Source organism: Nonomuraea sp. NPDC049607, from assembly GCF_040675375.1.
Taxonomy (GTDB): Bacteria; Actinomycetota; Actinomycetes; order Streptosporangiales; family Streptosporangiaceae; genus Nonomuraea.
The window spans coordinates 37,073-62,849 of sequence record NZ_JBFAOV010000046.1; the positions used below are offsets into that span (position 1 = coordinate 37,073).

The window sequence follows — 25,777 nt, forward strand, 5'->3', positions numbered from 1 at the left end:
TGAACGAGCGAGGCTCGTTGCGCTTGGCCGTCACCCCGCTACGGCAGGGTGGGGACGGCCGGCGCGGTGTTGGTCCAGCCGGCCGCGAGCATGGTGTGGGTGCTGGTCTCGTTGAGGGACGGCTTGCCCCTGATCGCGGTCGTCTGGCCCTCGGACAGCAGAAGCATCGTGCCGGTGTCCACGATCAGGTCGGTCTTGCCCTTGATCGTCAGTCCGTTCTGCTGAACGACCTTCGGGTGGCCGATCTTCGGGGACGCCCCCGCCGTCCGGTACCCGAATCAGGCCTTGCCGTCGGGCGCGGTCCATTCCTTGTTGCGCGTCTGCTCCACCACCCAGTAGCGATTCGCGCCGCTGCCCATCTGGCGGGGACCGGTGCGCCGGGTCAGCACCCTCGATCCCGGTGCGCGAGGGGCGGCCACTCAGGCTCCAGGGAGCGCGGGACCGGCCCGGCGTCGGCGTGTGGCCCCTCCTCCGCTCGCGTGACGGCGGCCCTGACCGCCGGCCGCCGTCCGCAGTTTCCTGTCCCGACGTACCGGCAGAAAGACGCGAGACGGACACACCGACTGCTCTCGTTCGCACACGTCGGTGTCGTGCACGCGGATTCACCGATCTCGCAGGTCAGAGCGATGACTCAGGGGCGTGAGCCCTCCACAACGACTGATAGACCCCACCGGCCGCGACCAGCTCGTCGTGCGCGCCGACCTCCACGACGCGTCCGGCCTCCATCACCACCACCCGGTCCGCGTCCCGCGCCGTGTGCAGCCGGTGCGCGATCGCGATCACCGTACGTCCGTCCAGCACCGCCGCCAGCGACCGTTCGGCGCGACGGGCCGTACGCGGGTCGAGCATGGCGGTGGCCTCGTCGAGGATGACGGTGTGCGGGTCGGCCAGGACGACCCGGGCCAGGGCGAGCTGCTGCACCCGGTCGGGGCCGAGTTCGGTGCCGGAGGACTGCGAACCGAGCTCGTCGTCCAGTGAGGTGACCCAGTCCGCGCCGACGACCGCCAGGGCCTTCTCCATCTGGTTGTCGTCGGCATTGGGGTCGGCCGGCTGCAGGTTGTCGCGGACGGTGCCGAGGAACAGGTGCTGCTCCTGGGTGACCAGCACGACGTGCTTGCGGAGCTGGGCGGGAGACAGGTCGGCGACGGGGACCGAGCCGACGGTGACCGTGCCGAGGCGGGGGCGGTCGATGCCGGCCAGCAGCTTGCCGAACGTGGACTTGCCGGCTCCCGAAGGGCCGACGACGGCCAGGCGCTCGCCGGGCCGCACGGTCAGGTCCACGCCGGTGACGACGTCGTCGGTGGATTCGTAGGCGAAGTGCACGCCGGTCGCCACGATGTGGTCGTCCTGGGGGTCAGGGGCGGTCACGTCGGCCCGCGCCGCCGGGGTCCGGAGTCCTTCGAGCCGGGCGAAGGAGGCGCCGCTGCTCTGCAGCTGTTCCATCCAGATGAGGATGGTCTCGACGGGCTGCTGGAGCTGGCGAAGGTAGAGCACGGAGGAGACCACGGCGCCGAGGGTGACCTGGCCGCTGTCCAGCAGGACTCCGCCGAGCAGCAGGACCAGGACCGGAGGGAGCAGAGCGGAGACCTCCACCGACGGCCAGAGGACGCCGCGCAGGAAGAGGGTTCTGAGCTGGGCGACCCGCCCGCGCTCGATCACCCGCTCGGCGGCGCTGGTCCGCCGGTCCTGGAGGCCGAGTGCTTCGATGGTGCGGGCGCCGGCGGCGTTGGCGGCCAGGTGTTCGGCCAGTTCCGAGCGGGCGGCGCCCTCCTCCAGGTAGGCGTCGCGGGCGCGGCGCAGGTACCAGCGGGAGGCGGCCGCGACGCCGGCGAGCGCGACCAGACCGCAGGCTCCCATCAGCGGGTCGACCAGGAAGACGGCCACGACGAGGAAAAGTGCCTGCAGGGAGGAGATCAGCACGGCCGGGGCGGCGTCGCGCAGGGTGCGCCCGACCACGCCGACGTCCGTGGTGCCACGGGCGGTCAGGTCTCCGGTGCGGATGTGCTCGACCGTGGCGGCGGGCAGGGCGAGCACCCGGTCGAGGAACTCCTGGCGGATGTGCTCCTGGGTGCGCTCGCTGAAGCGGGTGCCGACCTTCTCGGCGTACCGGGACAGGATGAGCTGCAGCAGCGCCCCGCCCACGGCGACCGCGGCCAGGACGTCGATGGCGCCGCCGGCGGAGATGGTGTCGATGATGCGGCCCAGCAGCCACGGGCTGACCAGGGCCGCGGACGCCGCCAGGCCGTTGAGGAGGAGGGTGGCGGTGAACCCGGGGACGTCGCGGCGGATCAGTCGCAGGGCCGCCTGCCGCACGTGCTTGCGGTCGGCGACGGGGAGGTCGCGGATCATGACACCACCGTCCGGTACTCGTCGCTGGATTCCAGCAGGTCGCGGTGGGTGCCGGTCGCGGACACCCGGCCGTCCTCGATCAGGACGACCTGGTCGGTATGGGCGAGCAGCAGCGGCGACGTGGTGGCGACGACCGTCGTACGGCCGGCGCGCGCCGCACGAAGGCGCTGCGCGAGCAGGGATTCGGTGTGCGCGTCCAGCGCGGACGTGGGCTCCACCGCCAGCAGCACCTCGGGATCGGCCACCAGTGCCCTGGCCAGGCGCACCCGCTGCCGCTGGCCGCCCGACAGGTTGCGCCCGGCCGGTTCGATCATGGAGTCCAGCCCGTGGCGCAGTCCGGCGACCACGTCCTGGGCGGCGGCGACGGTGACGGCGCGACGGATGGTCTCGTCGTCGGCCGCGCCCCGGCCCTGCAGCACCTCGCGCAGCGTGCCGGCGAACAGCGCGGCGTCGTGGTCGGCGATCAACGAGGTGCCGTCGAAGCCGCCGAGGCTCTCCAGCAGCGCCACGCTCTCCTCGGGGCGGGCGCTGACCAGTCCCACAAGGCTTCCCGGCGTGATCTCCAGCGTCCCGAGGGAGCGGGGGCGGTCGCCGGGCCGTAGCGCGAGGAAGCGGGTGACCTGCCGGGCGGCGACCAGGCCGTGGCTGATCTGGAAGCTGCCCTCGATGAAGAACGAAACGGGGACCACCAGCATGGCGATGTATCCGTAGACGCCGACCAGCTCGCCCACCGTGATCGCGCCGTCTGCGGCCAGCCTGGCGCCCAGCCACGTCACCGCTGCCAGGAACAGCGCGGGCAGCCCGACGCCCAGCGCGCCGATCCAGCTCGTCAGCGACGCCACCCGGTAACCCTGCTCGCGCAGGCGCGCCGAGTCGGCGAGGTAACGCTCGGCGTAGGCGTCCTTGCCGCCGAACGCGTTGAGCACCCGCAGCCCCTCGATCAGGTCCACCAGCCGGGTGGTCAGTCTGCCCTGGCTCTCGCGGTAGCCGTTCTGCACCTTCATCAGCCGCCCGAGCAGCGGCCCGAGCACGATCGCCAGCACCGGCACGCCGAGCAGCACCACCACGGCCAGCACCACGGAGACCTGGAGCAGCAGCGCCGCCACCACCCCGTAGCTGATCACCGCGCCCACCCCGGGACCGGTCACCGTCAGCGCGGCGGCGATCGTGATGACGTCGCCGATACCGATCGTCACGACCTCGCCTGCCGAGGTGCGCTTGGTCAGGTCCGCGCCGAGAGTGTTGATCTGCTCCACCAGGGCGCGCACCGTGCGGAAGTTGGCGTCCATCCGGATCTTGGTCATCGTGCGGTGCCGCATCATCGCCAGCCAGGCGTTGGCGAGGCCGGAGCCGAGCAGCGCCAGGACCCAGCCGGGCGCCAGGTTGTCGTCGATCGCCCTGGACAGCAGGTACGGCGGGAGCGTGAGGCCGACCGTCCACAGGGTGCCCAGTGTCGCACCCAGCGCGACCCGGCCCTTCTGCGCCCACGCCAACCAGTACAGATACCGAGCAGCCGCCTTCATGGCGATCACGCTAGACCATGCTTTCACCGTCCTGCCGAACGGGGTCTCGGGGGCGTCCGGGTGCCCGAAGCATGCCTTAGCTGGAGGCCGTGAGGCGCTGCGCCTGCGCGCGGCCCACCGAAGCGGCCCGGTGGAGGTAGTCGGCGATCAGGGCCAGCGCGTCGTCGTCGTAGTGGTCGAGCATCTCGACGAACGCCCTGCCCGGGACGTCCCAGGCCGAACCGATCCGGGCGCGGGCCTCCGGGGACAGGGCGACCAGGGCGCGCCTGCGGTCGGCCGGGTCGGCGTGCCGTACGACGAGACCTGCTTTGTCCAGGCGGTCGACCAGGCGGGTGGCCGATCCCGGGGTGAGACCGGCCAGGCGGGCGATCTCACCGGTGCTGATCGGCCCGTCCTCCAGATCCAGCAGGGCCACGCATTGCAGGTCGGTGGGATGGAGGCCGAGCCGGTCGGCCATGGCCTGGTTGAACAGCGTGTAGGCCGCGTAGTGGCGCTGACTCTCGTCGCTGATGCGCTTGAGCGTCTCGGCTCGATTTGACACGGGCGGCTCCATCCTCCTCATAATGTGCGTCACGCAATACTTGCGCGACACAACTTCTGTGTCACGCCTTCATTCTATCGACAGGCGCCGCGCTCAAGGTGGCGCGAGCCTGTGAGGGGATCTGTACTGACATGACCACTCTTGTCACGGGCGCCCGCGGCGCTGTCGCGACCGCGCTCATCAGCCTCCTGCGCGAGCAGGGCCTGCCCGTACGACCGGCCTCCAAGGCCCCCGCCGACCCGTCCGTCGTCAGGTGCGACCTGGGCGACCCGACCACCTTCGCTCCCGCGCTCGCAGGCGTGACCTCGGTCTTCCTCTACGCCGAACCGTCACACGCGCAGGAGTTCGCCGCGGCGGCCGAGGCCGCCGGGGTCGAGCACGTCGTGCTGCTGTCCTCTGCTGCCGTGCTCACGCCCGACCCCGACAGCAGCCCCTTGGCCGCCTCGCATCTCGTCTCCGAACGCGCCCTGGCCGCCTCACCCGTGCCGAGCACCGTTCTGCGGCCCGGCACCTTCTGCGGCAACGCGATGGCGTGGTCCTGGGCGATCAAGTCGGGGAGGCCGATCACCCTGCCCTACCCGCACGCGCACGTCGACGCCATCCACGAGGCGGACATCGCGGCGGTGGCGGCTGCCGTCCTGGCCGACCCCGCCCTCGGCGGCAGGACGTACAGACTGACCGGACCGCAGTCGCTCACGTTCACCGACCAGGTCGAGACCCTCTCGCGCGTCACCGGACGGGACATCGCGATCACACCCGTCACCAGGCAGGAGTGGAAGGCCGAAATGGCGCAGTACATGGACGCGACCCTCGCGGACGCCCTGCTGGACTACTGGAAGGGCTGCGACGGCCGGCCGATCGAGCTCACCTCGCTCGTGGAGGAACTGACCGGGACGCCCGCGCGGACGTTCGCCTCCTGGGCCGAGGAGAACCGGACGGCGTTCCTCGGCTAGTGCGGTGACCGTGAACGTTCACCGGGTGGACAACGCACCGGCTTGACCGCGCTCACGTTGATCCACGCGGTTGCCGATCCCGTTGTTGTATGGTCTGACGTCGGCAAATATCGTGGGGAGGGCAAGGCCGTGGAGCGCGAAACACTGGTCGGTTACCTGGACTCGCAGCGCAAGCACGTCCTGGGCATCCTGGACGGCCTTGGCGAGGAGCAACTACGCCAGGTGGTGCTGCCCTCCGGTTGGTCGCCCCGCGACCTGGTGCACCATTTGACCTGGTCCGAGGCGCTTTGGTTTCGCGGCGCGATGACCGCCGATCGCCAGGTCATCGACACGCTCGTGGTCGGCGAGTTCGGTTGGAAGGTCCCCGAGGAGTTCTCCGGTCCGGACGTGCTCGCGCGGTATCGACGGACGATTGAGCAGTCGAACATGGTCATCGGGGCGACGGCGATCGATGCCGTGCCGGCCTGGTGGCCGACGAAGATGTTCGGTTCGGGGTCATGGCGGCTGGGGTCCTTGCGCGAAGTGCTGATGCACGTGATCGTCGACACTGCGACGCACGCCGGACAGCTCGACGCGGTCCGGGAGCTGATCGACGGACGGCAGTGGCTGGTCAACGACGACTGACCGGCCGCAGGTCACTGAACCCGGTGAACGTTAGCGGTCACCGCACTAGCCACCCGCGCACGCCGTTCCCTGGACGCCATCGGCCACCCCGCCGTCCAGGGCGGCCCGGCGGGTCTGCGGACGTTCACCGGCCGGTCCGAAGTTGCAGCGCCCTGGCCTGGAGTGTTGGCGTCGCCGCCGTCCGGTTGATCAACTCCGGACTTTCCGCATCCTGGCGATCAATCGGGAGCCTGGAGACCAGACGAACACATGAAGGACCTTGATCGACAAGCCCGCGAGCGGGTGGATCAGGGTTGAGAGGGCCGAGCAGGCCGGTTCGCGTCAGGTTCACGCCTGACCGATCCCATCTCCGTCGCCCGTTCAGGGCCGATGTTCTTCCGTTCGTTCGCAGGCTCCGCCGGAGTTTGCTTCTCTGATCGCCAGGATCTTCGTGACTTCCCGTTCTTCCGCACCTGCCGTGACCGCGCCCGCCGGCGCCACCATCCCCTCGCGAGCATGGTCCTGTTCGCGCTGATCGGGCTGCTGTGCGCGGGCATCGACGCCGGCCCGGTGCTCCATCGCGATCGCGTCGATCGGGCCGGCCCTGTCCCTGTTCCTCCTCGCCCTGCTCGCCGACCGGAACGTCCTCGTCCGGGCCATGACCCGCGATCCCGCCAAGGCCACGTTCCCCACCGGCGTCGAGTCGCCACCGGCGACTTCGACCGGCCCGACACCCTCGACGCCGCACTCGACGGCGTCGACAAGGTCTTCGTCCTGCCGCCCGGCTACGGCCCCGACGGCCCCGTCCAGGAACGCAACCTGGTCGCCGCGGCGGCCCGGGCCGGAGCGTCCCATCTGGTCAAGCTGTCCACCAGCGGAATTCGACCGCCTCGGCTGGTCGGGGCCTCGGCTGGAGGCGCTGCTGGAGCTCAAGCGCCAATCGACCGCCTGGGACCGGCAGATCTTCGACACCGTCGAAAGGCTCACCGGCCAGCCGCCGCTGACCCTTCACGACTGGGTCCGGGAGAACATCCACATCTTCCGGTGAGGAAATCGCATGAGGGCCGGAACCCGTTCCGCCGAGGTTTCGCGTGGTCGGGGCAGAGATCAGCCCACAGTCGCAGACGGGGCGCGAAGGGTCATACCGGGGTCGCAGGCGACTCTCGGTACTGGGCCCGATGTCCGGCCGAGGTCGTTCCGCCACGGTGATCACATGAACGTGACCGTGTTCGGGCTCTCCCCCGTAGAGCTCGCGGCCTTGGCATCCGCAGTCGCACTGGTGCCGGCCCGCTGGCTGCCGCCCAGGGCGCGCCACCTCTCGACACTGGCCGGCGCGGCGCTCCTCGCGGTGTCCGCGACCGTGCTGGCCGTGCTCGGGATCCGCTGGCAACTCCTCCCCGTCCTCGCGGGAGGGGCCATCGCGCTGGCGTTCGCTGCTCCTTCACTGCTGCGATGGCGTGCCGGACGGCCCGTACGGCGGGCTCGATGGTGGCTGGCCCTGCCGGGATCGGCGGCCTGCCTGGCCCTGATCCTCGCGGGCGCGGTGGCGGCGTGGGCGCTGCCCGTGCCCGTGTTCCCCGAGCCGTCGGGCGCCTACGCCGTCGGCACCACCGTCGTGCAATGGAGCGACCCTGATCGCGCGGAGATCGCCACGTCCCGGACCGATGACAAGCGGACGGTCGTCGTCCAGCTCTGGTATCCCGCGCAGGACGCTCCCCCGGCCGCCCAGCGGGCCCGGTACCTCGGCCGCACCATGCGAGAAGCACAGCTCGTCGCCCGTGGTGAGGCCGACTACCTGGGCCTTCCGGGCTTCATCCTCGACGAGCCGCCACGCGCCCGCACGAACTCGGTGCCCGATGCGCCGGTGGCCGGCGGAGGCGACCGGTTCCCCGTGGTGCTGTTCTCGCCCGGGCTCGGCGGCGTGCGCACCCAGAACACCGCCTGGGCCGAGGAACTGGCCGGCCGCGGGTACGTCGTGGCGGCCCTCGACCACCCGTACGACTCGGCCGTCGTCACCCTCACCGACGGCCGGACGATCCGCACCCGGGTCGCGGCCACCGGCGACCAGGCGGAGGACGACAGGCGCGCGGCCGGGTGGACGGCGGTCCGGGCCACCGATCTCAGCTTCGTGCTCACCCAGCTCGGCCGCCTGGACCGTGGAGAGATCCCCGGCCTCCTGACCGGGCGGCTCGACACCCGCCGCGCCGCGGCGACCGGCCACTCCCTCGGAGGCGCCGCCGCCCTGCAGGCCGCCCGCCAGGACCCCCGGTTCGCAGCCGTCATCGACCTGGACGGCTTCCCCCGCGACCCCGTGACGCGACCGTTCCACCAGCCCGTGCTCGCGCTCACCCACGACGTCGAACCGGGCGAGACGCCGGAATACATCCCGCGCCTCACGCGGGTGCTTCAGCTCAGCACGGCGACGAGCTACCGGCTCACCGTCCCCGGCACGGCGCACCTCACCTTCACCGACGCCCCGCTCTTCCTGCCGCCCCTGCCCGCGCTCGTCGGCTCGCTCGGCCGGACCGCCGGGCCGCGCATCACCGCGGAGGCCACCATCGCCTTCCTGGACGCGGTTCTCCGTGGCGAATCCGGCGACCTGGCCACGGCCCTGTCCAGATACGGCCACCTGACCTCGGTGTCCTGATCAGATCCCCGGTCGTGACAGGGCGCCTCCCGTCCGTGGGAAGATCGTGCCTCGCACGGGGTTCAGCCCGCCAAAGGCTGCTGATCCGGCATCCTGTGCGGGGCGGCGATGCGGAGTCCGGCGAGTGCGACGAGCAGCATCGCGACCGAGGACCAGGCGGCCCAGTCGCCCAGGCTGGTGTAGACGGTCGAGGCGCCCTGCTGCGGCAGCGCCGCGAACACCGTCTCCACGCCGGATTCGCCGCTGCGGCCTTCGGCCAGCACCCGTCCCCGGGTGTCGCTCACCGTGAGGAAGCCCTGGCGGGCCGCGCGGACCACCGACAACCCGCTCTCCACCCCGCGGACCATCGCCATGCGGCTGTGCAGCCAGGCGTCGTCGTCGAAGTCCCAGGCGGGGGCGAGCAGCGCCGTCGCGCCGGCCTGGCGGTACTGGCGTACCAGCCAGGGGAAGTCGAGGTCCTTGCAGATGATCAGGCCCGTCGTCGGGCCGAGCATGGTCAGCGTGCTGCCGGACGTGAACTCCGACTCCAGCCCGGGAATCATGTGGTGCTTGTCGTAGCGGGCGCCGGACGGGTAGACCAGCGCGCTGTTGGTCCGCGTCGCGCCGGTGCCGAGCGCGAGGCCGGCGACGACCGTCACTCCCGGCCTGGCCAGCGGCAGGCGGGCGGTGGCCGCCCCGAACGTCTTCTCCGGCAGCACCGCGATCCCGGCACCGCGGGCGGCGGCCGCCTCGACGGCCCGGCCGTAGCGCCGGAGCAGGTCACGCCCCTGCGGGGTGTCCAGTTCCGCGGTGTCGAGCGGGTTGTCGGTGGAGATCAGCGCGACTTCGCGGTGCTGCCCGCCGTCCTGGCCGGTGCCGAGCCGCACGAGACCGTACGCCAGGGCCGGCGCCACCAGCGCGCCCGCGGTCACCGCGACAGGGAGCCGGCGGGTCGCGCCCGGTGCGAGAAGTACGGCCGCGGCGGCGGGCACGAGCAGGAGCAGGAAGGTGATCCCCCAGACGCCGGCGACGGAGGCCGTCTGCACGACGGGCAGCACGTCGGCCTGCGTGTATGCCAGGCTCCACCAGGCGCCGTGCGGTCCGGCCAGCGCCATCAGGTATTCGACGCCGACCCACAGCGCCGGTACGGCGAGCACGGCCGACAGCGGCCGCCGCCTGGCCAGCAGCGAACGGTGAAGCAGCACGCCGAGGCCGTACAGCAGCGCCGGCCCGGCGAGAAGACCGGCCGCCACCGGGACGGGCGTCTCGATCGTCCCGGTGAAGTACGGCCACCACTGCAGTTGCCCGCCGAGCCAGGCGAGGGCGCCCGCGGCGAAGGCCGAGCCGCCCCTGACCCGGGGGGCGGCGAGCAGCACGGGCAAGGGAGCGAGCCACGTCAGCCAGGCCACGGGGTGCAGCCCGGTGCCGAAGTGCAGCAGGACAGCCGAGGCGAGGGCCGCGGCGAGCGCGATCAGGACACGTTTCATGCCGACGATGCTGCTCGCGGCCACCCTGGTGGCGCGTCAGTCGTGAGTGTGATCTCCGATGTCACTCTCACCGGCGACCACGAGGCCGCATTCGTAGGCGAACACCGCCGCCTGCACCCGGTCCCGCAGGTCCAGCTTGGTCAGGATGCGGCTGACGTGCGTCTTGACCGTGTGCTCGGTGACCACGAGCGCGGCGGCGATCTCGGCGTTGGACAGTCCGCGGGCGACCAGCCTGAGCGTTTCGCGTTCCCGCTCGGTGAGCGCCTCCAGCCGTCCGGCCAGCCGTGGCATCGGGCCGTGAGCCGGCCGTCTGACCAGGTTCTCCAGCAGCCTGCGGGTGGCGGCGGGCGCCAGCAACGCCTCACCGGCGGCCACGGTGCGCACCGCGTGCGCCAGCTCGTCGCGGCGGATGTCCTTGAGCAGGAAGCCGCTGGCGCCCGCGCGGACGGCGTCGTAGACGTATTCGTCCAGGTCGAACATGGTCAGGACAAGCACCTTGGCGGAGGTGGTCGCGCAGATCTCCCTGGTGGCCTCGATGCCGTTCCTGTTCGGCATCCGCACGTCCATCAGGACCACGTCCGGACGCAGCCGCCCAGCCAGCGCGATCGCCTCGTCACCGTCGGACGCCTCGCCCACCACCAGCATGTCCGGCTGGGCACCCAGGATCAGGCCGAACCCGGCGCGGAAGAGATCCTGGTCGTCGGCGATGAGCACGCGCAGCATGCGCGCTATTCAAGCGGAAAGACGGCCCTGACAAGGAATCCGCCGTCCTGTCCCGGTCCCGTGGTGAGTGTCCCGCCGTAGGTGGTCGCTCGTTCCCGCATGCCTGTCAGGCCGTAGCCGCCGCCGTCGCGACGTGGTCCGCCGCCGTCGTCGGCGATCTCGACGAGCAGTTCCCGCGCGGTCCAGCGCAGTCGCAGCCGTACGTTGCGCGCCCCGGCGTGTTTGCGCACGTTGGTGAGGGCTTCCTGGACGATCCGGTACACGGCGGCTTCCAGGCTGCCGGAGATCCGCCGCCGCTCGCCGTCCACGGTCATGACCACGTCCAGGCCGCTGCGTTCGGCCAGTGAGGCGAGTCCGTCCAGGGTCGGCTGGGCGGGCCCGAGGTCCTCCCCGGCCGGAACGGCCGACGTGCGCAGCGCCGTGAGCAGGCCGCGCAGCTCGGTGAGCGCTTCCCTGCCGGTGTCGGCGATCGCGTCGAAGACGGCCTCGGCCCTGGGCGCGTCGCTCCGTACGACCACGGGCCCGGCCTCCGCCTGAACGACCATCAGCCCGACGGCGTGCGTGATGATGTCGTGCATGTCACGAGCGATCCGCGCCCGTTCCTCCGCCACCGCGGCGATGTGCTCCTGTTCACGGCGACGGGCCCGTTCGGCCAGTTCCGCGGTACGTGACCGGTTCGCCCGGGCGCTGGTGCCCAGCGCATAGGCGGCCACGAAGGCGGTGCCGATCAGGCGGAAGGTCTCGCTGTCCTCCCCCGGCAGCGCCAGGGAGACGCCGACGATGGCGGCGATCGCCGGGATCGCTGCCAGGCGCTTCCACGTGGGGCTGACGTCGGCGATGGTGTGGACGGCGACCAGGGGGCCGAACGGGAGGAACGGCTTCTCCCAGAAGACCATGGCGGTCATCGCGGCGCCGACGACCAGCGCCACGGCCATGGGCGCGCGCCTGCGCCAGTAGACGGGTGCGGAGGCGAGCGCGCCCAGGGCGACGACCCACCACGCCTTGGGACCGTCCACCAGCAGCGGACCGAGGGTGGCCGCGGTGGTGACCGCCGCGATCGCGCCGTCGGCGCTCCGACCGGAGAACCTGGCAGCCCGGACCATCGCAACCCCGCCGGCGCGACCCACGTTGATCATTCGCTCATTATCGGCCGCCACCCGACGGGCTCCACTCCCTGACGAAAGTAAGGGGCCGAAGTTGTCTTTCGGGCATGTGGGGGGTGGTGGCGTCGTTTCTACAGTTCTGTGCATGATCAGAACTCGCCGTAACCCCGCACCTTTCCTCCTCGCCCTGGCGCTGGCCCTCCCGGCGGCGGCCGCATCGCCCGCCGCCGCCTCCACCGCGGACACCTCCGACGTACGCGTCGCGATCCCGCGGCCCACCGGCCAGTACGAAGTGGGGCGCGACACCCTGCATCTCGTCGACGCCGGCCGCCGCGACCCGTGGATGCCCGCGGCCGCACGCGAGCTGATGGTGTCGGTGTACTTCCCGGCGCGCACCGGCGGGAGCGCCGCGCCGTACATGACCGTCGACGAGGCTCGGCTGCTTCTCAAGGGGCAGAGGCTCGACACCGTCTTCAAGGCCGAGCAACTCGCCGACGTCAGCACGAACGCGCACCTGAACGCTCGTCCCGTCGGCGGCAGGCACCCCTTGGTGGTGCTCTCCCCGGGGTTCACCCTCAACCGGGCCACCCTGACCACCCTCGCCGAGGACCTCGCCTCCAAGGGCTACGTCGTCGCCCTTGTGGATCACGCCTACGAGTCGTTCGGCGCGACCTTCCCCGGCGGTCGTACCCTGACCTGCGTCGCATGCGAGACGGTGGAGAGCGCCCCCACCGACGAGGCGGAGAAGGAGCTGATGGCCAAGGCCGCGGTCGGCCGGGCAGCCGACCTGTCCTTCGTGATCGACCGGCTGACCCGCCCCGTACGGTCCGCGCCCGCCTGGAGGCACTGGCAGATGATCGACCCGCGCCGGATCGGCGCCGCGGGCCACTCGCTCGGCGGCAACGCCGCGGCGAGCGTCATGGCCGCCGACCAGCGGGTCCGCGCCGGGGCGAACCTGGACGGCTCGTTCTTCGCCCCGGTCCCGGTCTCCGGGCTCGACGGGCGGCCGTTCCTCATGCTCGGCACCAAGGTCCAGCACTCACCCGGCTCCGCCGACACCACCTGGGGACGGGACTGGCCACGCCTGGACGGCTGGAAGCGCTGGCTGACCGTGGCCGACTCCGGCCACTTCACCTTCATCGACCTGCCCATCCTGGGCGCCCAGGTCGGGATCGTGGACCCTTCCGCGCCCCTGTCGGGCAAGCGATCGGGCGAGATCACCACGGCGTACGTCGGCGCCTTCTTCGACCAGCACCTCCGCGGCAAGAACCAGCCCCTGCTGAACGGCCCGTCACCCGCCAACCCGGAAGTGACCTTCCAGAACCCCTGAGGCCGGGTCGGCGGGCGGGGACGTCACGGTCCCGGAGGGAAGACGCCCTGGCCCGGGGTGAGGATTCCGTCGGGGTCGTAGCGTTCATGGGCCGCCTCGAAGGCGGCCCATGCGGGGCCGTAGTGGGTGCGCCACTCCTCGGGCGTGGTGGGTATGGAGCCGACCGGGTACTGGTAACCCCCGGCGGCTCGGGCGCGCAGGTAGAGGGAACGGTTGGCCTCCACCATGTCCTCCGGGCTCCCGGCTCCGTGCGAGGCGGTTCTGAGCAGGGTGAAGAGGAAGACCGTCTCCTCGTCGGGCACGCGCAGCAGGGGCAGGCGCAGGCGGGCGCGGGGGAAGGGATAGAGCAGGACCACGCCGCTGGCGCCGACCTCGGTCTCGGTCAGGTCCTTGATGACGGCCTCCACGAAGGCGTCGGCGCGGCTCGCCGGCAGGAACATGTTCCACCAGGGGTGCGGGCGGTACCACTCGCCTGCGGACTTCAGATCGGCGACGCCCGCGGCGAGCCGGTTGAGGAAGTCGAAGTAGGACATGTCCTGGATCTGCCGGTCGCCGGGCTGGTCGCCCAGGCCGTCGAGCAGTTCGGCGTCGTCGGGCGGGGTCGTACCGTCGAAGAAGGCGACCGCTTCAAGCTGGTGACTCCAGCCGGCGGAGCTGGTGGGCAGCCCGAGCTCTCCCTCCACGTAGGCGAAGCGGCCGTCGTGGACCACGCGCCGCTGGTCGGCGGTCAGCGCGGCCACGCTCGGGTAGGAGAGCAGGTAGTGGCGGACCGTCGCGGGGGCGGGCCGCAGGCGCATGGTGACCTTGGTGATGATGCCGCACTGTCCTCTGCCGGCCAGCACCGCATGAAAGAGGTCGCGGCGCAGTTGCGCGGAACATCTCCTCAGGGCGGCGTCCCCCGTGACGACCTCCAGTTCCACGACGTTGTCCGCCTGGGATCCGTGGTGGTGGGTCTGGCCGCCGACACCGCCCACCGAGAGCGTGCCGCCGACCGAGAGCTCCAGGTAGTCGGTGAAGACCGGAGGGGTCAGGCCATGGGCCAGGGTTGCCTGCGCCAAGCTGCTCCAGAGCGCGCCCGCCTCCACGACGGCCGTGTCCTCCCGCACCTCGACCGCGTTGAGCGGGGTCATGTCGACGATCAGACCGCCCTCTACCTGGCCCTGGCCGAAGGTGGCGTGTCCCTGACCGCGCGCGGCCACCTGGAGACCGTGCGTCCGGCAGTACCTCATCATCAGCATGATGTCCGTGACGTCGCCGGGCTCCAGCACGGCCCTGGGGGTCCGGTGGACCAGGTGCCCGAAGTCGTCGGCCGCCTGGCCGCGGGAGGCCGGATCGGTCATCACCTTGCCCTTCAGCAGCGGCAGGTCGACCATCCCCTGAGACCGGGCGGCGTCGGTGACCCACGTGCGCGTGGACGGGTCGAAGCCGACCACGGCCGCCCCCGCCGCGAGGAACGTCCGTCTCCACGGGTGCCACGTCATGTCCGACCCCTTCGCAGCGCGGTCACGTCGCGTCGATCATCGCCGACGGCAACCGGCGACGCTACCCGAACGAAACCGGATGACAGCCACAAAAGGCTTACTCCGGCGCCGCGGGCCTCGACGAGCGAGCCGGGCGGCAGGCGAGCACATCAAGGCAGGACGGACCGGGCGATCTCCGCGCTTGCGGGCCAGGGCCGGGTCACTGTTCCCCTTTCGCGTCGGTCCAGTCGAAGCAGAGTGCTCCGGCCGGTGCGCCGCCGTCTCGCAGGCGTGCGTAGGTGGCTGCCGCGTCCATGGGGGACACCCGCTCGGAGATCATCCCGGCGGTGCGGAACGTGCCGGAGGCGAGGCGGCGGAAGTACAACCCGGTCACCGCGTCGCGGTTGAGCGGGCCGGCTGACGGGTCGTCGGAGACGAGGTCGGCGTGCGCCCCGAGGATGGTCAGCGAGTTGCTGACCACGCCGGGGCCGAGCATCTGCCGGGACGGCGTGGGCGTGTCGCCGAGAAGGACGACCCGGCCCAGCGTCCGGGCCAGCCGTACCGCCTGGGAGAGCACGGCGGGGTTGCCGGTGACGTCGAAGACCACCTCGGCGAGCCGGCCGCCGGTCAGGTCGGCGACGGCGGCGCGGGCGTCGGCCGCGGTGGCCGTGAGCAGGTCGCTCGCGCCGCTCGCCCGCGCCAGGTCGAGCCGCCTGGCATCGGTGTCGACGGCGACGACGCGGGAGGCTCCGTGCGCGACCGCGTACTGGACGACCAGCTGACCCACCGGGCCGAGTCCGAGGACCACGACCGTCTCGCCCAGGGTGATCGCGGCTCTGGCGGTGCCCGCCGCCGCGGTGACGACGAGGGGGACCCACACCGCTTCCTCGGCCGTCACGCCGCCGGGCAGCAGCCGGGCCTCGCGCTCGGTGAGTGTGACCAGTTCCTGGTGGGGCGCGTAGCTCTGCACGCGGTCACCGGGACGTAACGTCGTGACGCCTTCGCCGACCGCCTCCACGATCCCGGCCATGCTGTACCCGGGCCGGAACGGGTAACGCACCCACTCCTCCCAGTTGGTGCCGGGGTCGAACTCGCCGCGCAGACAGGCCAGCTCGGTGCCGGGGCTGATCAGCGACAGCGTGGTGCGGCACAGCACTTCGCCGAAGCCCGGAGGAGCGACGTCCTCGTGCGCCACTCGCACCTGGCCCGGCTTCGGGAACTCCACGAACAACGACCTCATCGGCCACTCCCACGGTGGGCGGTTCATGCGAGTTCGTCCATGCGGACAAACCGGGCACCGGCCGCGCGCAGACCGTCGATGACCAGCGGCAGGGCACGGCCGGTGGCCTTGGTCCATGGATGGAACAGCACCACGGCGCCGTCGCCGTGCGCGGTGGCCTCCTCGATGACCAGGCGGGCGACGCCCGGCCCGGTGGCCTTGCCGCGCCAGTCCAACGGGTCCACGTGCCAGCTCGTCTCCCGGTAGCCGAGCCGGTCCAGTGCGGACCGGATCGCCGGGTCCTCGCTGCCGTCGCCGAACGGGCAGCGGAACCAGGGACGCGGGTCGTGGCCGGTGGCGCGGCGGATGGCGCGTTCGGCGCGCTGTACGTCCAGCTTGAAGGCCTTGGGCGACAACCAGCTCATCGGCGCGTGGTGATGGGAGTGGTTGCCGATGAGGTGACCGCGGGCGGCCAGCTCTTCGGCCAGCGAGGGGTTGGCCTGGGCCCAGCGTCCTTGGATGAACATGGTCCCCACGGTCTTGCGCTCGGTGAGCGTTTCGAGCACGTGCCGGGTGCCGTCCGGGTGAGCGGGCTGGTCGCCGTGCTCGACGTCGAAGGTCAGCGCCACTCGCCAGGGCGCCGGTCGGGTTAGGGGTGACTGCGTCACGCCTTGCACCTGCCTCTGAGTCGGGGCCGCCTTGACAGAGGTAGCGGCTGTGATCAGTGTCGGTGTTGCTGACAACATTGTCATCAAACAACCGCTTGGCAGATTCCGGAAGGAAGCGAACGCCCGATGGCCCGCTATCGGCTCGAAGCCGGTCCGATCCCCCTCCACCACCAGGTCTACCTGGACCTGAGCACCGCGCTCGACGAGGGGGAATGGCAGGCCGGAGACCGCCTGCCACCGGAAAGAGAGCTGGCCCGCCGCTACGGATGCAGCCTCATCCCGGTCCGGCGGGCCCTGGCCGAGCTGGCCCGCGAGGGCCGCTTGGAGCGCACCCGCGGACGCGGCACGTTCGTCCTGCACTCCCGGCTGGAGGTCGACATGGGCACCAGCCAGAGCTTCGCCGACCTCATGCACATGCACGGCATGGACCCGGACACCAGGCTGATCGAGTCGGGGATCGAGAGGCCGGGAGAGATGGTCGCCGCCGCACTGGCCCTGGCCGCCGGCGCGCAGGTCGTCTACCTTGAGCGCCTGCGCATCGCCAACGGCGAGCCGCTGATCCTGGAGCAGGTCTACCTGCCGGCCGACCGCTTCGCGGGGCTGCTCGACCACGACCTCGAACGCAACTCCCTCTACAGCCTGCTGGGCGAGCACTACGGGGCCAGGATCGTGCGCGCCCGCGAGGTCATCGAGCCGGTACGGCTGCGCGCCCACGAGGCCCGCCTGCTCGACCAGCCGGTGGAACGCCCCGCCATGCTCGTCGAGGGGATCGCCTTCGGCCCCGGCGACGAGCCCGTCGAGTTCACCCGCAGTTACGTGAGAGGCGACCGCGCCCGCCTCTCCTTCGAGCTCTCCATCGCCCGCCCCCCGAACCCCAGCCTCGGGAGAGACACGTGAATCGGTTATCGAACGCCCTGGTCGCGATCGCATCAGCCGTGGCACTGGCCGCCTGCGGCTCCGCCTCCCCGCCGAGCGGTGACGCCGCGACGGTGGAGCTGCGCTGGTACTGCTGCCTGGGCACCGGCGAGCAGGCCGAGCAGGTCAAGGTGCAGCAGAAGGTGATCGAGAAGTTCCACGCCGCCCAGCGCAGGATCAGGGTGAAGCTCGAGGTCGTCACCTACGACTCCGCCCGCGACACGCTCGCCACCCAGATCGCCTCCGGCAACGGGCCCGACCTCGCCGGTCCCGTCGGTGTCGGCGGCGCCGCCGCCTTCCACGGCCGGTGGCTCGATCTGGCTCCCCTCATCAGGTCCAGCGGCTTCGACCTCAGCCCGTACGCCAAGGGCAGCGCCGACCTCTACCGGATCGGCTCCGTGCAGGAGGGAATCCCCTTCGCGATCTACCCGTCGACCCTGTACTACAAGGCCGACATGTTCGAGGAGGCCGGTCTGGCCGAGCCGCCGCACAAGTACGGCGAGAAGTACACCTGGCCCGACGGCCGCCAGAGCGAGTGGAACTACGACACGCTCAGGGAACTGGCCCTCAGGCTCACCGTCGACAAGAACGGCAAGGACGCCACCCAGGCGGGATTCGACCCCGGCGAGATCGTGCAGTACGGCTTCGAACCGGCCCGCGACGACCTGCGCTACCAGGGCGCCGCCTTCGCCTCCGGATCGCTGGACACGGGCGACGGCAAGACCGTGAAGATCCCCGACGCCTGGGCCGACGCCTGGCGCTTCTTCTACGACGGCATGTGGAAGGACCGGTTCATCATGACCGGCCCCGTCTTCGAGAGCGAGCAGTTCAACGGGGACGGCGCCTCCTTCTTCTCCGGGCACGTCGCGATGAGCGTCAACTTCCTGTGGTCCACCTACGGCGTGGCCGGCGCCGGCGACGACTGGGACCTGGCCGCGATGCCCTCGTACAAGGGCAGGACCACCTCGCCCACCAGCGCGGACACCTTCCGGATCCTGTCCGGCAGCAAGCACCCCGCCGAGGCCTTCGAGTTCCTGGCCTACCTGGTCGGCCCGGCCTCCCAGGAACTGCTCTCCGCGTACGGCGCGATGCCCGCCCGTACCGCCGACCAGGAGGCCTTCTTCGCCAAGCTGGCCGGGCAGTTCACCCACAAGGTCGACTGGCAGGTCGCCAAGGACAGCGTGGCGTTCGCCGACAACCCGCACTCGGAGTCGTACACGCCCAAGTACAACCAGACGCTCACCATCCTCGGCACCTACCGCAGCCGCTGGATGACCAAGGGCGGGCTCGACATGAACGCCCAGCTCAAGGAGATGCGCGAGGAGATCCAGGCGGCGTGGAACCGCTCATGAGGGGCGAGACGATGTCCCGGCCGGCCCGCCGGGAGGCCCGGTACGGATTCCTGTTCGTCCTTCCGTGGATCATCGGGTTCCTCGCGTTCACGGCGCTGCCGATGGCGGCCACGTTCGTCTTCACCTTCCTCAACATCTCGCCGGCCGAGCAGGAGCCGCTCATGTTCGTCGGCCTGGCGAACTACCGGCGGCTCTTCGCCGACCAGCAGGCGTGGGCCTCGCTGTGGGTGACCGCCCGCTTCGCCCTGCTCTGGCTGCCGCTGGTCGTCGCCCTGCCGTTCCTGCTCGCGGTCGCGGTCAACAGCAGGTACCTGCGCGGCGCCGGGCTGGTGCGGGTGCTGCTGTTCATGCCGTACGTGGTGCCGTTCGTGGCCGGCGCGCTGATCTGGCAGAACATGCTGGTCGACGACGGCTGGATCAACACCGCGCTGCACTGGCTGGGCGTGGGCGGTGCGCCGAGCTGGCTGAGCGACCCCGCCTGGGTGATCCCCGGGCTCGCCATGATCGGCCTGTGGGGGCTCGGCTCGGGCATCATCATCAACCTGGCGGGGCTGCGCGGCATCCCCACCGAGTTGTACGACGCCGCCCGGCTGGACGGCGCCGGATGGTGGCGCCGGCTGTGGCACGTGACGATCCCGATGATGTCGCCGGTGATCTTCTACACGCTGGTCCTCGCGGTCGTCGAGGTCATGCAGTACTTCCTCATCCCGCTGGTGCTCTTCAACGGCACCGGCGACCCCGGCGGCGCGACCCGCTTCTTCAACCTCTACCTGTACCAGACCTTCTTCACCTATCAGGAGATGTCCTACGGCTCGACGCTGGCGTGGTTGTTGTTCGTCATCACCCTCGTCGTGACCCTGGTGCTGTTCCGGCTGTCCAGGCGGTGGGTCCACTACACGAGCGAGAGGTGACCCGGTGACCCCGACCCCGGCCCGCCGCATCCGGACGGCGCTGATGACGATCGTGATGTTCGGCATCGTCGTGGCGTTCCTGTCGCCGCTCGTCCAGATGATGCTGTCGTCGCTGAAGAGCGAGCGGCAGGTCAGCCAGGCGCACGCGCCGCTGCTGCCGTCCGACCCGCGTACCTTCACCCATGAGGGCCGGCGGTACGACGTGTACCGGGTGCCGGTCGACGGCGCGGTCCGCGAACTCGCCCTGGTGAAGAAGGGGCGCGCCGAGAGCGAGTTCGTCGACCCGGCGGCGCCGGAGAAGGGGACCGTCACCTGGCAGGGTTCCTGGCGTACCCTCGAACCCAGCTGGACCCTGGCGCCGCATTGGTCGAACTACGCCGCGGTCTGGAAACTCATCGACTTCCCCCGGCTGCTGCTCAACACCATCGCCCTCGCGGTGATCAGCACGATCGGGACCGTTCTGTCGTGCACGCTGGTCGCCTACGGCTTCGCCCGCTTCCGCTTCCCCGGCCGCGGACCGCTGTTCACCCTGCTCATCGCCACGATCTTCCTGCCCACCGCGGTGACACTGATCCCGACCTATGCGATCTTCGCCCAGATCGGGTGGGTGGGCACCTGGCTGCCGCTGCTCGTGCCGGCCTTCTTCGGCAACGCCTACAGCGTCTTCCTGCTACGGCAGTACTTCCTGACCATCCCCCGCGAGATGGACGAAGCGGCCTCGATCGACGGCGCCGGACCGCTGCGCACGTTGCGTTCGGTGATCGTGCCGCAGGCGTGGCCGGCGATCGCCGCCGTCACCCTGTTCAACTTCGTCTACACCTGGAACGACTACTTCACCCCGCTCATCTACCTCTCCGGCCGGCCCGAGCTCCAGCCGCTGCAGGTGGGCCTGGCCGCCTTCAACGGCCTGTACTCGACGAAACCCGCCTACATCCAGGCCGGCGCCATGATGACGATCACCGTCCCAGTGATCCTCTTCATCTGTTTCCAGCGCACGTTCGTGCGCGGCATCATGAGCACCGGGGTGGAGAAATAGGCGGCCGTCGGCGTGCGGGTCAGCACCCGTCCATCCGCGCTCCGGGCACGGCGGTGGCGGGGGCCGCGGGCAGGCCCGGTTGGGCCCAGAGCAGGTAGGAGACGGCACCGGCGTCCTCGGCGGGGCCGATCCAGAAGGCTTCGGTCTGCTTCGGGACGGCGAGGCCGTAGTGCCCGGCGTTGGTCCTGACGCACCAGGAGCGGTCCGGGGTTCCCGGCTGCCAGTCCTGGAACTCGCTCGTCCAGGCCGGCGCGGGCATGGACATGCAGGCGTGCAGCGTCGGCCGGCCGGTCCCGGCGAACCGTGCGGCCGTCGCCCCGTTGACCAGTTTCGGACCCACGTCGAACCCGAACGTCTCGATCTGGATGTCCGCCGCGCGGGCCTCGAGCGAGTCGTCCGGCGAGGTGCGGCCGGTGTCGAGGTCGAGGGAGCCGTCCAGGTCGCCGGGGACGGTGCCGCGCACCGCGACCTCGTCGCCGTTCCCGGCGTCGGTGACGGTGACCTCCGCCGCGGTGCCACGCGGGATGACCACCTTGATCTGCCGCTCCTTGACGTAGAGGTCCACGTGCCTGAGCTGCGCGCCGTTCACGCCGACCTTGAGCTCGTGATCGGTGCCGAGCTCGAACACGCTCGTCCGCTGCTGCCCGTGGAGGGTCTGCTCGATCAGCAGCCACGTCCTGTCCTTCGGGACCGCGTGGTCGATGAGGTAGCGCGCCAGGGCGTCCGCCGCGAACAGGCCGAGACTGACCGCGATCCCCGGGATCGCCTTGGGCACCACCTCGGGCAGGACGGCGAGGACGATGGGCGAATAGGACTCGTAGACGCCGGCGATCGCCTTCGCGGCGCAGTCGCCCTGGTCGCAGCCCGAGATCAGGCCGCCGATCAGGACGCAGGTGACGGCCATGGATGCTGTGTGTCGAGACATGGTTCGTCCCCCGCCGGTCGCGTCGCCCGGCTCCAGGATCGGCCTGCGTCCGTGCCCTGGCAAGGGCAGGGCTCGGCATGGGCGCCGGCCCTGGCCTCGTCCGGGTTCAGATGCGGGGCCGAAGGGTGCGCCGGACGGCGACGCCGCCCAACGCGAGAGCGGGGATGAGCAGGACTCCCGCCTCGGTCAACTGGAACCGCCAGAACCGGCCCGCCGGGTGAAACTCGGCCACCTGCCGAAAGCCGTGACGGAATGAGCATTTGGCGTACTTCTTCGTCGTCTCGTCCGTCCCACAGAGGCCGGCGAGCGCGAGCGTCCTGTCCTGAGAGGTGTACTGCCTGCCGCTCCGGTCGATCCAGTAGTCGTGCACGGACAGGGAGCCCTCCGGCGTGAGTTCGTCGATGACCTCGGCCTGCACGGCTCGAACCGGCGCCGCGTACGAGGACGGCGCCCTGAGGAGCCCGAAGAAGGCCAGCGCGCACACCGCCAGGGTCACCGCCATCGCCGGCAGGGTCCGCCGGAACAGCGCGCCGGCGGCCATGCCGAGCAGGAACGCGGACAACCACCAGGCCGCCGGCACGATGCCGACCAGGCGGAACCAGCGCGGGTCGAAGCGGTCGACGTTGAAGGGGGCGACATCGAAGGCCGCCAGCCACGGACTCACGGCGCAGGCCAGCACCAGCCCGCCGAGCGTGACCGCCGCACCGAGCCCGACGATCTTGGCCGCCAGCCAGCGCCGCCGTGTCACCGACTGCGTCCAGGCCAGCTGGTGCGTGCCCTGCTCGAACTCCCGGGCCAGCAGCGGAGCACCCCAGAAGGCGCCGATCATGGCCGGGGCCAGCAGCGGAAGCCAGCTGAGGAGTTCGCCCACCGGCCGGATGCGCTCGTTCATCTCCACGAGGTAGGCGCTGCACTCGGGCGTGTCGGCCACGCAGTCGGCTGCCGGGGCGTGCTGGGCGGCGAAGCCGGCCGCGCCCAGACCATTGATGAGCAGAACCGAGCCGAGGACGGCCAGCGCCGCCACGGTGACGAGCAGCTGCGTGCGGTGCTGCCGCCAGGTGAGCCACAACACTTCCAGTTCTCCTCAGGTCAGGAAACGGTCAAAGCCGGACGGGGTAGCGAGGTGGCGTCGGGGCGGCGCAGGTAGGCCAGCACCAGCTCCTCCAGGCTCACACCGGACGATCTCCATCGCGGGTCGAGCAACGGCGATTCCGGGCCGGTGCGGGCCAGCAGGCCAGCCTGCCGTTCGCTGCGGCTGTCGCTGATCACCGGCATCCGGGCCGCCACCCCGTCGGCGAGCTCGGCCGGGCCGGACAACATCCGGTGGGTGGCGAGCAGTTCGTCGACCTCGCCGCTGATCTGGACCTGGCCGCGGTTGAGCACCACCAGCCAGTCGCAGGCGTTGGTGAGGTCGGGGACCACGTGAGAGGACAGCACGACCGTCATCCGGGTCTCGGCGACCGCCGTCATCAGGGAGCGCATCACGTCGTGCCGGGCAACGGGGTCGAGGTTGGCGAGCGGCTCGTCCATGACCAGCAGATCCGGCCGTTTGGCCACGGCGATGGTCAGCGCGACCTGCGCCTGCTGGCCGCCGGAGAGCTTGCCCACCTTGCGGTTCAGCGGGAGGTCCAGTTCCGCCAGCCGTTGCCGGGCCAGGGCGTCGTCCCATCCCGGATTGAGATGGTGTCCGAAGCGGAGCATCTCGGCGACGGTGAAGCCGCCGTAGAGGGGCTTGTCCTGGGCCAGGAACGCCACCCGCGCCAGGGCCGCCGCCCGCTGCCCGACCGGTTCGCCGAAGACGCGCACGCTGCCCCGGGTGGGGGTGATCAGCCCGGCGACCAGATGCAGGAACGTGGACTTGCCCGCGCCGTTCGGCCCGACGAGCGCGATGACCCGGCCGGCGGGGACGGACAGCGTGCAGTCGCGTAACGCCCATGTGCCCCGATACCGCTTGGCGAGCCCCATGGCCTCCAGAGCGGTCGGGCCCTGCGCGAGGGCGGTGAACTCACCGGAGCCGCCGCCGAACATCCTCACTGTCCGATCCGCTGTCATGCGATCCCCTCCTGGGCGGAGTCGGCGAGCGCCGAGGCGAACAGCGCCTCCATGTCTCCTTGGTCGAGCCCGGCTTCGCGGCAGTCGTGCACCCACCGGGCGAGGTCGCGGAAGAGCCGGGTGTGATCGGCCGTGGACCCGCTGCCCAGGGACCGCCGGACGAACGTGCCCAGCCCGGGCCGGCCGACGACGAGGCCCTCGTGTTCGAGTTCGCGGTAGGCCTTGGCCACGGTGTTCGGGTTGATCGCGAGGTCGCCGACGACCTCCTTGATCGTCGGCAGCCGATCATCCGGCTTGAGCACACCGAGCCGCAGGGCGTGTTTGACCTGATGCACCAGTTGGAGATAGGTCGCCACACCAGAGCTCGGGTCGAGGCGAAACTTGATCACCGCAATACCCTTTTCCTATTAGATTAGTAAAAGGGTATTGACGTCCGCGATCTTCGTCAACTGGGAGCAGGCGTCTCGGGGCGCCGAACCGGGCTCCTGCCCCGGCGAGGACGCTCCGAGCGCGGCGGACCCGTGCGGCGGCCGGCGTTCTACTGGCTGTTCGGGTGGTCCCCCAGGTCGGACGCGCAGGAGATGATCGTCGTGATGAGGTCGCGCATCGGGGTCAGGAGGTCCGGGTAGGCCGTGGCGTTGAGGTCGTACAGGCGCAGGGTGCCCTTGCGCCGCACCGTCAGCAGCTCCGCGTCGCGCAGGATCTTGAGATGGTGGGAGGTGGCGGGCTGGGACAGCTCCAGGTGCGCGGCGATGTCGCCGACGCTGCGCGGGGCCGCCGACTCCAGCAGGAAGACGACGATCTCCTGCCTGCGCTCGTCCCCCAGGGCGGTGAACAGCGTCCGGGTCCGCGCGAACAGCGCGAGGACGTCCCGGGCGTCGATGGAGCCGCTCATGCGGGCAGCGAGTCGCGCAGGGCGGACAGCCGGCCGACCGGCAGCGACCTGGCGGCGCCTTCGGCGATCCAGCCGTCCAGCATCAGCCGCGTCTGCGCGCTCACCTTCGTGAAATGCGTCTCCAGGTAGCGCCGCAGGTCGAAGGGGAGCAGCCAGGGCAGCACGCGCAACGCCAGCCCCACCGCCCAGGACGGGACGGAGAGGGAAGCGCGCAGTCCGTGCTGGGCGGAGACCACGCCGGCGGCCTCCCGGACGGCCGCGGCGGCGCGCCGCAACCCGGTGCTCGACGCGGGCAACCGCCAGCCGGAGGACTCCAGCTCGGCGATGTAGGGGATCATCCGGGCGGCGGTGAGCTCCCCCGTGCCGGCCCGCGTCACCCGCCTGGCCCGTACGCCGCCGGCCCGGAGCGCGGCGACGACCTGCGGGGCACGCGCTCCGGTGACGCCCGTCGCCGAACCCGGCGGCACCCAGTACGCGACCCCCGGCCCCGGGACCTCCCGCTCCAGCGGCGCCTGGTAGGCGAGCAGCATCGGGGTCACCTGGACGATCTGCTCCTGCGGCCAGACTCGGGCGAGGGTGTGCAGATCGCCCGGATCCTGGCCGATGGTGACCACCGTGGCCGTGCCGGTCACCTCGCGCAGCGCACTCGTCCACTCGCCGCGCAACGCGGGCGAGTCCACGCAGAGCCACACCATGTCCCACCGTTCGCGGGGCGGTTCGCTGCTCACCTCGTACGGCACGATCCGCTCGCCCACCGGGGCCCGCCCCCACCTGAGCCGGTACAGCGAAGCCCCTTCCCAGTCCTCCCGGCCCGGCCTCACGAGATAGCTGACCCGGGCCCCGGCCGCGGCCAGCCACGCCCCGAACACCTGCCCCAACGCCCCGGCCCCGACGATCAGCACCTTCGACATCTATCGCTCCATAGATCTAAATATTTGGATTTATAGAGCAATATCATCGCAGAAGCTGCGGGTGTCCGCGCACGGCCCCTTCGATCAGGCTTCCGCCCGCTCGGCCAGCAGCCGGACGGCGACGGGGTCGCCCAGGTGGGCGTGGGCGACGAGCATGGTGAGGGCCTCCTCCTCCCGCCCTGCCATCGTCAGAAG

General features: G+C 71.1%; 25 protein-coding genes. 8 read left to right on the forward strand and 17 right to left on the reverse strand.

Translation table 11 applies throughout. The features are described from left to right. Nucleotides 1–38: 38 nt before the first annotated feature. From AB0J97_RS45965 to AB0J97_RS45980, 4 genes are all read right to left on the reverse strand, one after another. Nucleotides 39–182 carry a hypothetical protein gene (locus tag AB0J97_RS45965; protein ID WP_364102079.1) on the reverse strand — a complete coding sequence of 48 codons (144 nt, stop codon included), beginning with the start codon at nt 180–182 and terminating at the stop codon, nt 39–41. Nucleotides 183–618: 436 nt separating this feature from the next. Beyond that, nucleotides 619–2,349, reverse strand: a complete 1,731-nt coding sequence (locus AB0J97_RS45970) for an ABC transporter ATP-binding protein (protein ID WP_364102082.1) — start codon at nt 2,347–2,349, stop codon at nt 619–621. Beyond that, a complete protein-coding gene (locus AB0J97_RS45975; RefSeq protein WP_364102085.1) occupies nt 2,346–3,872 on the reverse strand; it encodes an ABC transporter ATP-binding protein in 1,527 nt (508 codons plus the stop codon). Before AB0J97_RS45975 ends, AB0J97_RS45970 begins: the two co-directional genes overlap by 4 nt. 76 nt (nt 3,873–3,948) lie before the next feature. Beyond that, nucleotides 3,949–4,413 carry a MarR family transcriptional regulator gene (locus AB0J97_RS45980; RefSeq protein WP_364102088.1) on the reverse strand — a complete coding sequence of 155 codons (465 nt, stop codon included), beginning with the start codon at nt 4,411–4,413 and terminating at the stop codon, nt 3,949–3,951. Between the two features lie 131 nt (nt 4,414–4,544). Between AB0J97_RS45980 and AB0J97_RS45985 the strand changes: the two genes are divergently transcribed. Both AB0J97_RS45985 and AB0J97_RS45990 read left to right on the forward strand, forming a co-directional pair. Beyond that, nucleotides 4,545–5,366 (forward strand): NAD(P)H-binding protein, encoded by an 822-nt coding sequence (locus AB0J97_RS45985; RefSeq protein ID WP_364102091.1) that lies wholly within the window; start codon nt 4,545–4,547, stop codon nt 5,364–5,366. A gap of 42 nt (nt 5,367–5,408) precedes the next feature. Beyond that, on the forward strand, nt 5,409–5,990 hold the full coding sequence (locus AB0J97_RS45990) for a DinB family protein (protein WP_364102094.1): 582 nt from the start codon (nt 5,409–5,411) through the stop codon (nt 5,988–5,990). 360 nt (nt 5,991–6,350) lie between these two features. Here the strand turns inward: AB0J97_RS45990 and AB0J97_RS45995 are convergent, their stop codons facing one another. Further along, a complete protein-coding gene (locus AB0J97_RS45995; RefSeq protein WP_364102097.1) occupies nt 6,351–6,824 on the reverse strand; it encodes a hypothetical protein in 474 nt (157 codons plus the stop codon). A 358-nt stretch (nt 6,825–7,182) separates the two neighbouring features. On the opposite strand from AB0J97_RS45995, the gene AB0J97_RS46000 reads away from it, so the two are divergent. Next, nucleotides 7,183–8,616: a hypothetical protein gene (locus tag AB0J97_RS46000; RefSeq protein ID WP_364102100.1), complete on the forward strand. Its 1,434-nt coding sequence runs from the start codon at nt 7,183–7,185 to the stop codon at nt 8,614–8,616. Between the two features lie 62 nt (nt 8,617–8,678). Here the strand turns inward: AB0J97_RS46000 and AB0J97_RS46005 are convergent, their stop codons facing one another. The 3 genes from AB0J97_RS46005 to AB0J97_RS46015 are packed head-to-tail and all read right to left on the reverse strand — an operon-like array spanning nt 8,679 to nt 11,941. Beyond that, entirely contained in the window at nt 8,679–10,082 is a 1,404-nt protein-coding gene (locus AB0J97_RS46005) for a hypothetical protein (RefSeq protein ID WP_364102103.1), read from the reverse strand. A gap of 36 nt (nt 10,083–10,118) precedes the next feature. Beyond that, entirely contained in the window at nt 10,119–10,805 is a 687-nt protein-coding gene (locus AB0J97_RS46010) for a response regulator transcription factor (RefSeq protein ID WP_364102106.1), read from the reverse strand. A gap of 5 nt (nt 10,806–10,810) precedes the next feature. Beyond that, the gene (locus tag AB0J97_RS46015; protein ID WP_364102109.1) at nt 10,811–11,941 is read right to left on the reverse strand and encodes a histidine kinase; all 1,131 of its coding nucleotides are present in this window, start codon (nt 11,939–11,941) and stop codon (nt 10,811–10,813) included. 112 nt (nt 11,942–12,053) lie between these two features. On the opposite strand from AB0J97_RS46015, the gene AB0J97_RS46020 reads away from it, so the two are divergent. Then, on the forward strand, nt 12,054–13,238 hold the full coding sequence (locus tag AB0J97_RS46020) for an alpha/beta hydrolase (RefSeq protein ID WP_364102112.1): 1,185 nt from the start codon (nt 12,054–12,056) through the stop codon (nt 13,236–13,238). Nucleotides 13,239–13,261: 23 nt separating this feature from the next. Here AB0J97_RS46020 and AB0J97_RS46025 read toward each other — a convergent pair whose 3' ends face one another. From AB0J97_RS46025 to AB0J97_RS46035, 3 genes are all read right to left on the reverse strand, one after another. Beyond that, nucleotides 13,262–14,719, reverse strand: a complete 1,458-nt coding sequence (locus tag AB0J97_RS46025) for an FAD-binding protein (protein WP_364102115.1) — start codon at nt 14,717–14,719, stop codon at nt 13,262–13,264. A 199-nt stretch (nt 14,720–14,918) separates the two neighbouring features. Next, nucleotides 14,919–15,938: a zinc-binding dehydrogenase gene (locus AB0J97_RS46030; protein ID WP_364102118.1), complete on the reverse strand. Its 1,020-nt coding sequence runs from the start codon at nt 15,936–15,938 to the stop codon at nt 14,919–14,921. A gap of 23 nt (nt 15,939–15,961) precedes the next feature. Beyond that, nucleotides 15,962–16,585 (reverse strand): polysaccharide deacetylase family protein, encoded by a 624-nt coding sequence (locus AB0J97_RS46035; protein WP_357703910.1) that lies wholly within the window; start codon nt 16,583–16,585, stop codon nt 15,962–15,964. Between the two features lie 126 nt (nt 16,586–16,711). Between AB0J97_RS46035 and AB0J97_RS46040 the strand changes: the two genes are divergently transcribed. From AB0J97_RS46040 to AB0J97_RS46055, 4 genes are read left to right on the forward strand one after another with little or no spacing between them, the layout of a single operon-like run. Continuing rightward, a complete protein-coding gene (locus AB0J97_RS46040) occupies nt 16,712–17,482 on the forward strand; it encodes a GntR family transcriptional regulator (RefSeq protein ID WP_364102121.1) in 771 nt (256 codons plus the stop codon). Next, a complete protein-coding gene (locus AB0J97_RS46045; protein ID WP_364102124.1) occupies nt 17,479–18,852 on the forward strand; it encodes an extracellular solute-binding protein in 1,374 nt (457 codons plus the stop codon). The genes AB0J97_RS46040 and AB0J97_RS46045 overlap by 4 nt, the downstream gene beginning before the upstream one ends. Continuing rightward, nucleotides 18,837–19,763 (forward strand): sugar ABC transporter permease, encoded by a 927-nt coding sequence (locus AB0J97_RS46050; RefSeq protein ID WP_364102127.1) that lies wholly within the window; start codon nt 18,837–18,839, stop codon nt 19,761–19,763. Before AB0J97_RS46045 ends, AB0J97_RS46050 begins: the two co-directional genes overlap by 16 nt. 4 nt (nt 19,764–19,767) lie before the next feature. Then, nucleotides 19,768–20,799: a carbohydrate ABC transporter permease gene (locus AB0J97_RS46055; RefSeq protein WP_364102130.1), complete on the forward strand. Its 1,032-nt coding sequence runs from the start codon at nt 19,768–19,770 to the stop codon at nt 20,797–20,799. A gap of 19 nt (nt 20,800–20,818) precedes the next feature. On the opposite strand, the gene AB0J97_RS46060 is transcribed toward AB0J97_RS46055, so the two are convergent. The 6 genes from AB0J97_RS46060 to AB0J97_RS46085 form a co-directional block, all read right to left on the reverse strand. After that, entirely contained in the window at nt 20,819–21,703 is an 885-nt protein-coding gene (locus AB0J97_RS46060) for a hypothetical protein (RefSeq protein ID WP_364102133.1), read from the reverse strand. Nucleotides 21,704–21,830: 127 nt separating this feature from the next. Continuing rightward, complete coding sequence (locus tag AB0J97_RS46065) at nt 21,831–22,796, reverse strand: ABC transporter permease subunit (RefSeq protein WP_364102136.1); 966 nt, start codon at nt 22,794–22,796, stop codon at nt 21,831–21,833. Nucleotides 22,797–22,813: 17 nt separating this feature from the next. After that, a complete protein-coding gene (locus AB0J97_RS46070) occupies nt 22,814–23,776 on the reverse strand; it encodes an ABC transporter ATP-binding protein (protein WP_364102139.1) in 963 nt (320 codons plus the stop codon). Next, entirely contained in the window at nt 23,773–24,165 is a 393-nt protein-coding gene (locus AB0J97_RS46075; RefSeq protein WP_364102142.1) for a GntR family transcriptional regulator, read from the reverse strand. Before AB0J97_RS46075 ends, AB0J97_RS46070 begins: the two co-directional genes overlap by 4 nt. Before the next feature lie 149 nt (nt 24,166–24,314). Then, on the reverse strand, nt 24,315–24,671 hold the full coding sequence (locus tag AB0J97_RS46080) for a metalloregulator ArsR/SmtB family transcription factor (protein ID WP_364102145.1): 357 nt from the start codon (nt 24,669–24,671) through the stop codon (nt 24,315–24,317). Continuing rightward, a complete protein-coding gene (locus AB0J97_RS46085; protein ID WP_364102147.1) occupies nt 24,668–25,582 on the reverse strand; it encodes a 2-dehydropantoate 2-reductase N-terminal domain-containing protein in 915 nt (304 codons plus the stop codon). Before AB0J97_RS46085 ends, AB0J97_RS46080 begins: the two co-directional genes overlap by 4 nt. Nucleotides 25,583–25,777 lie beyond the last annotated feature (195 nt).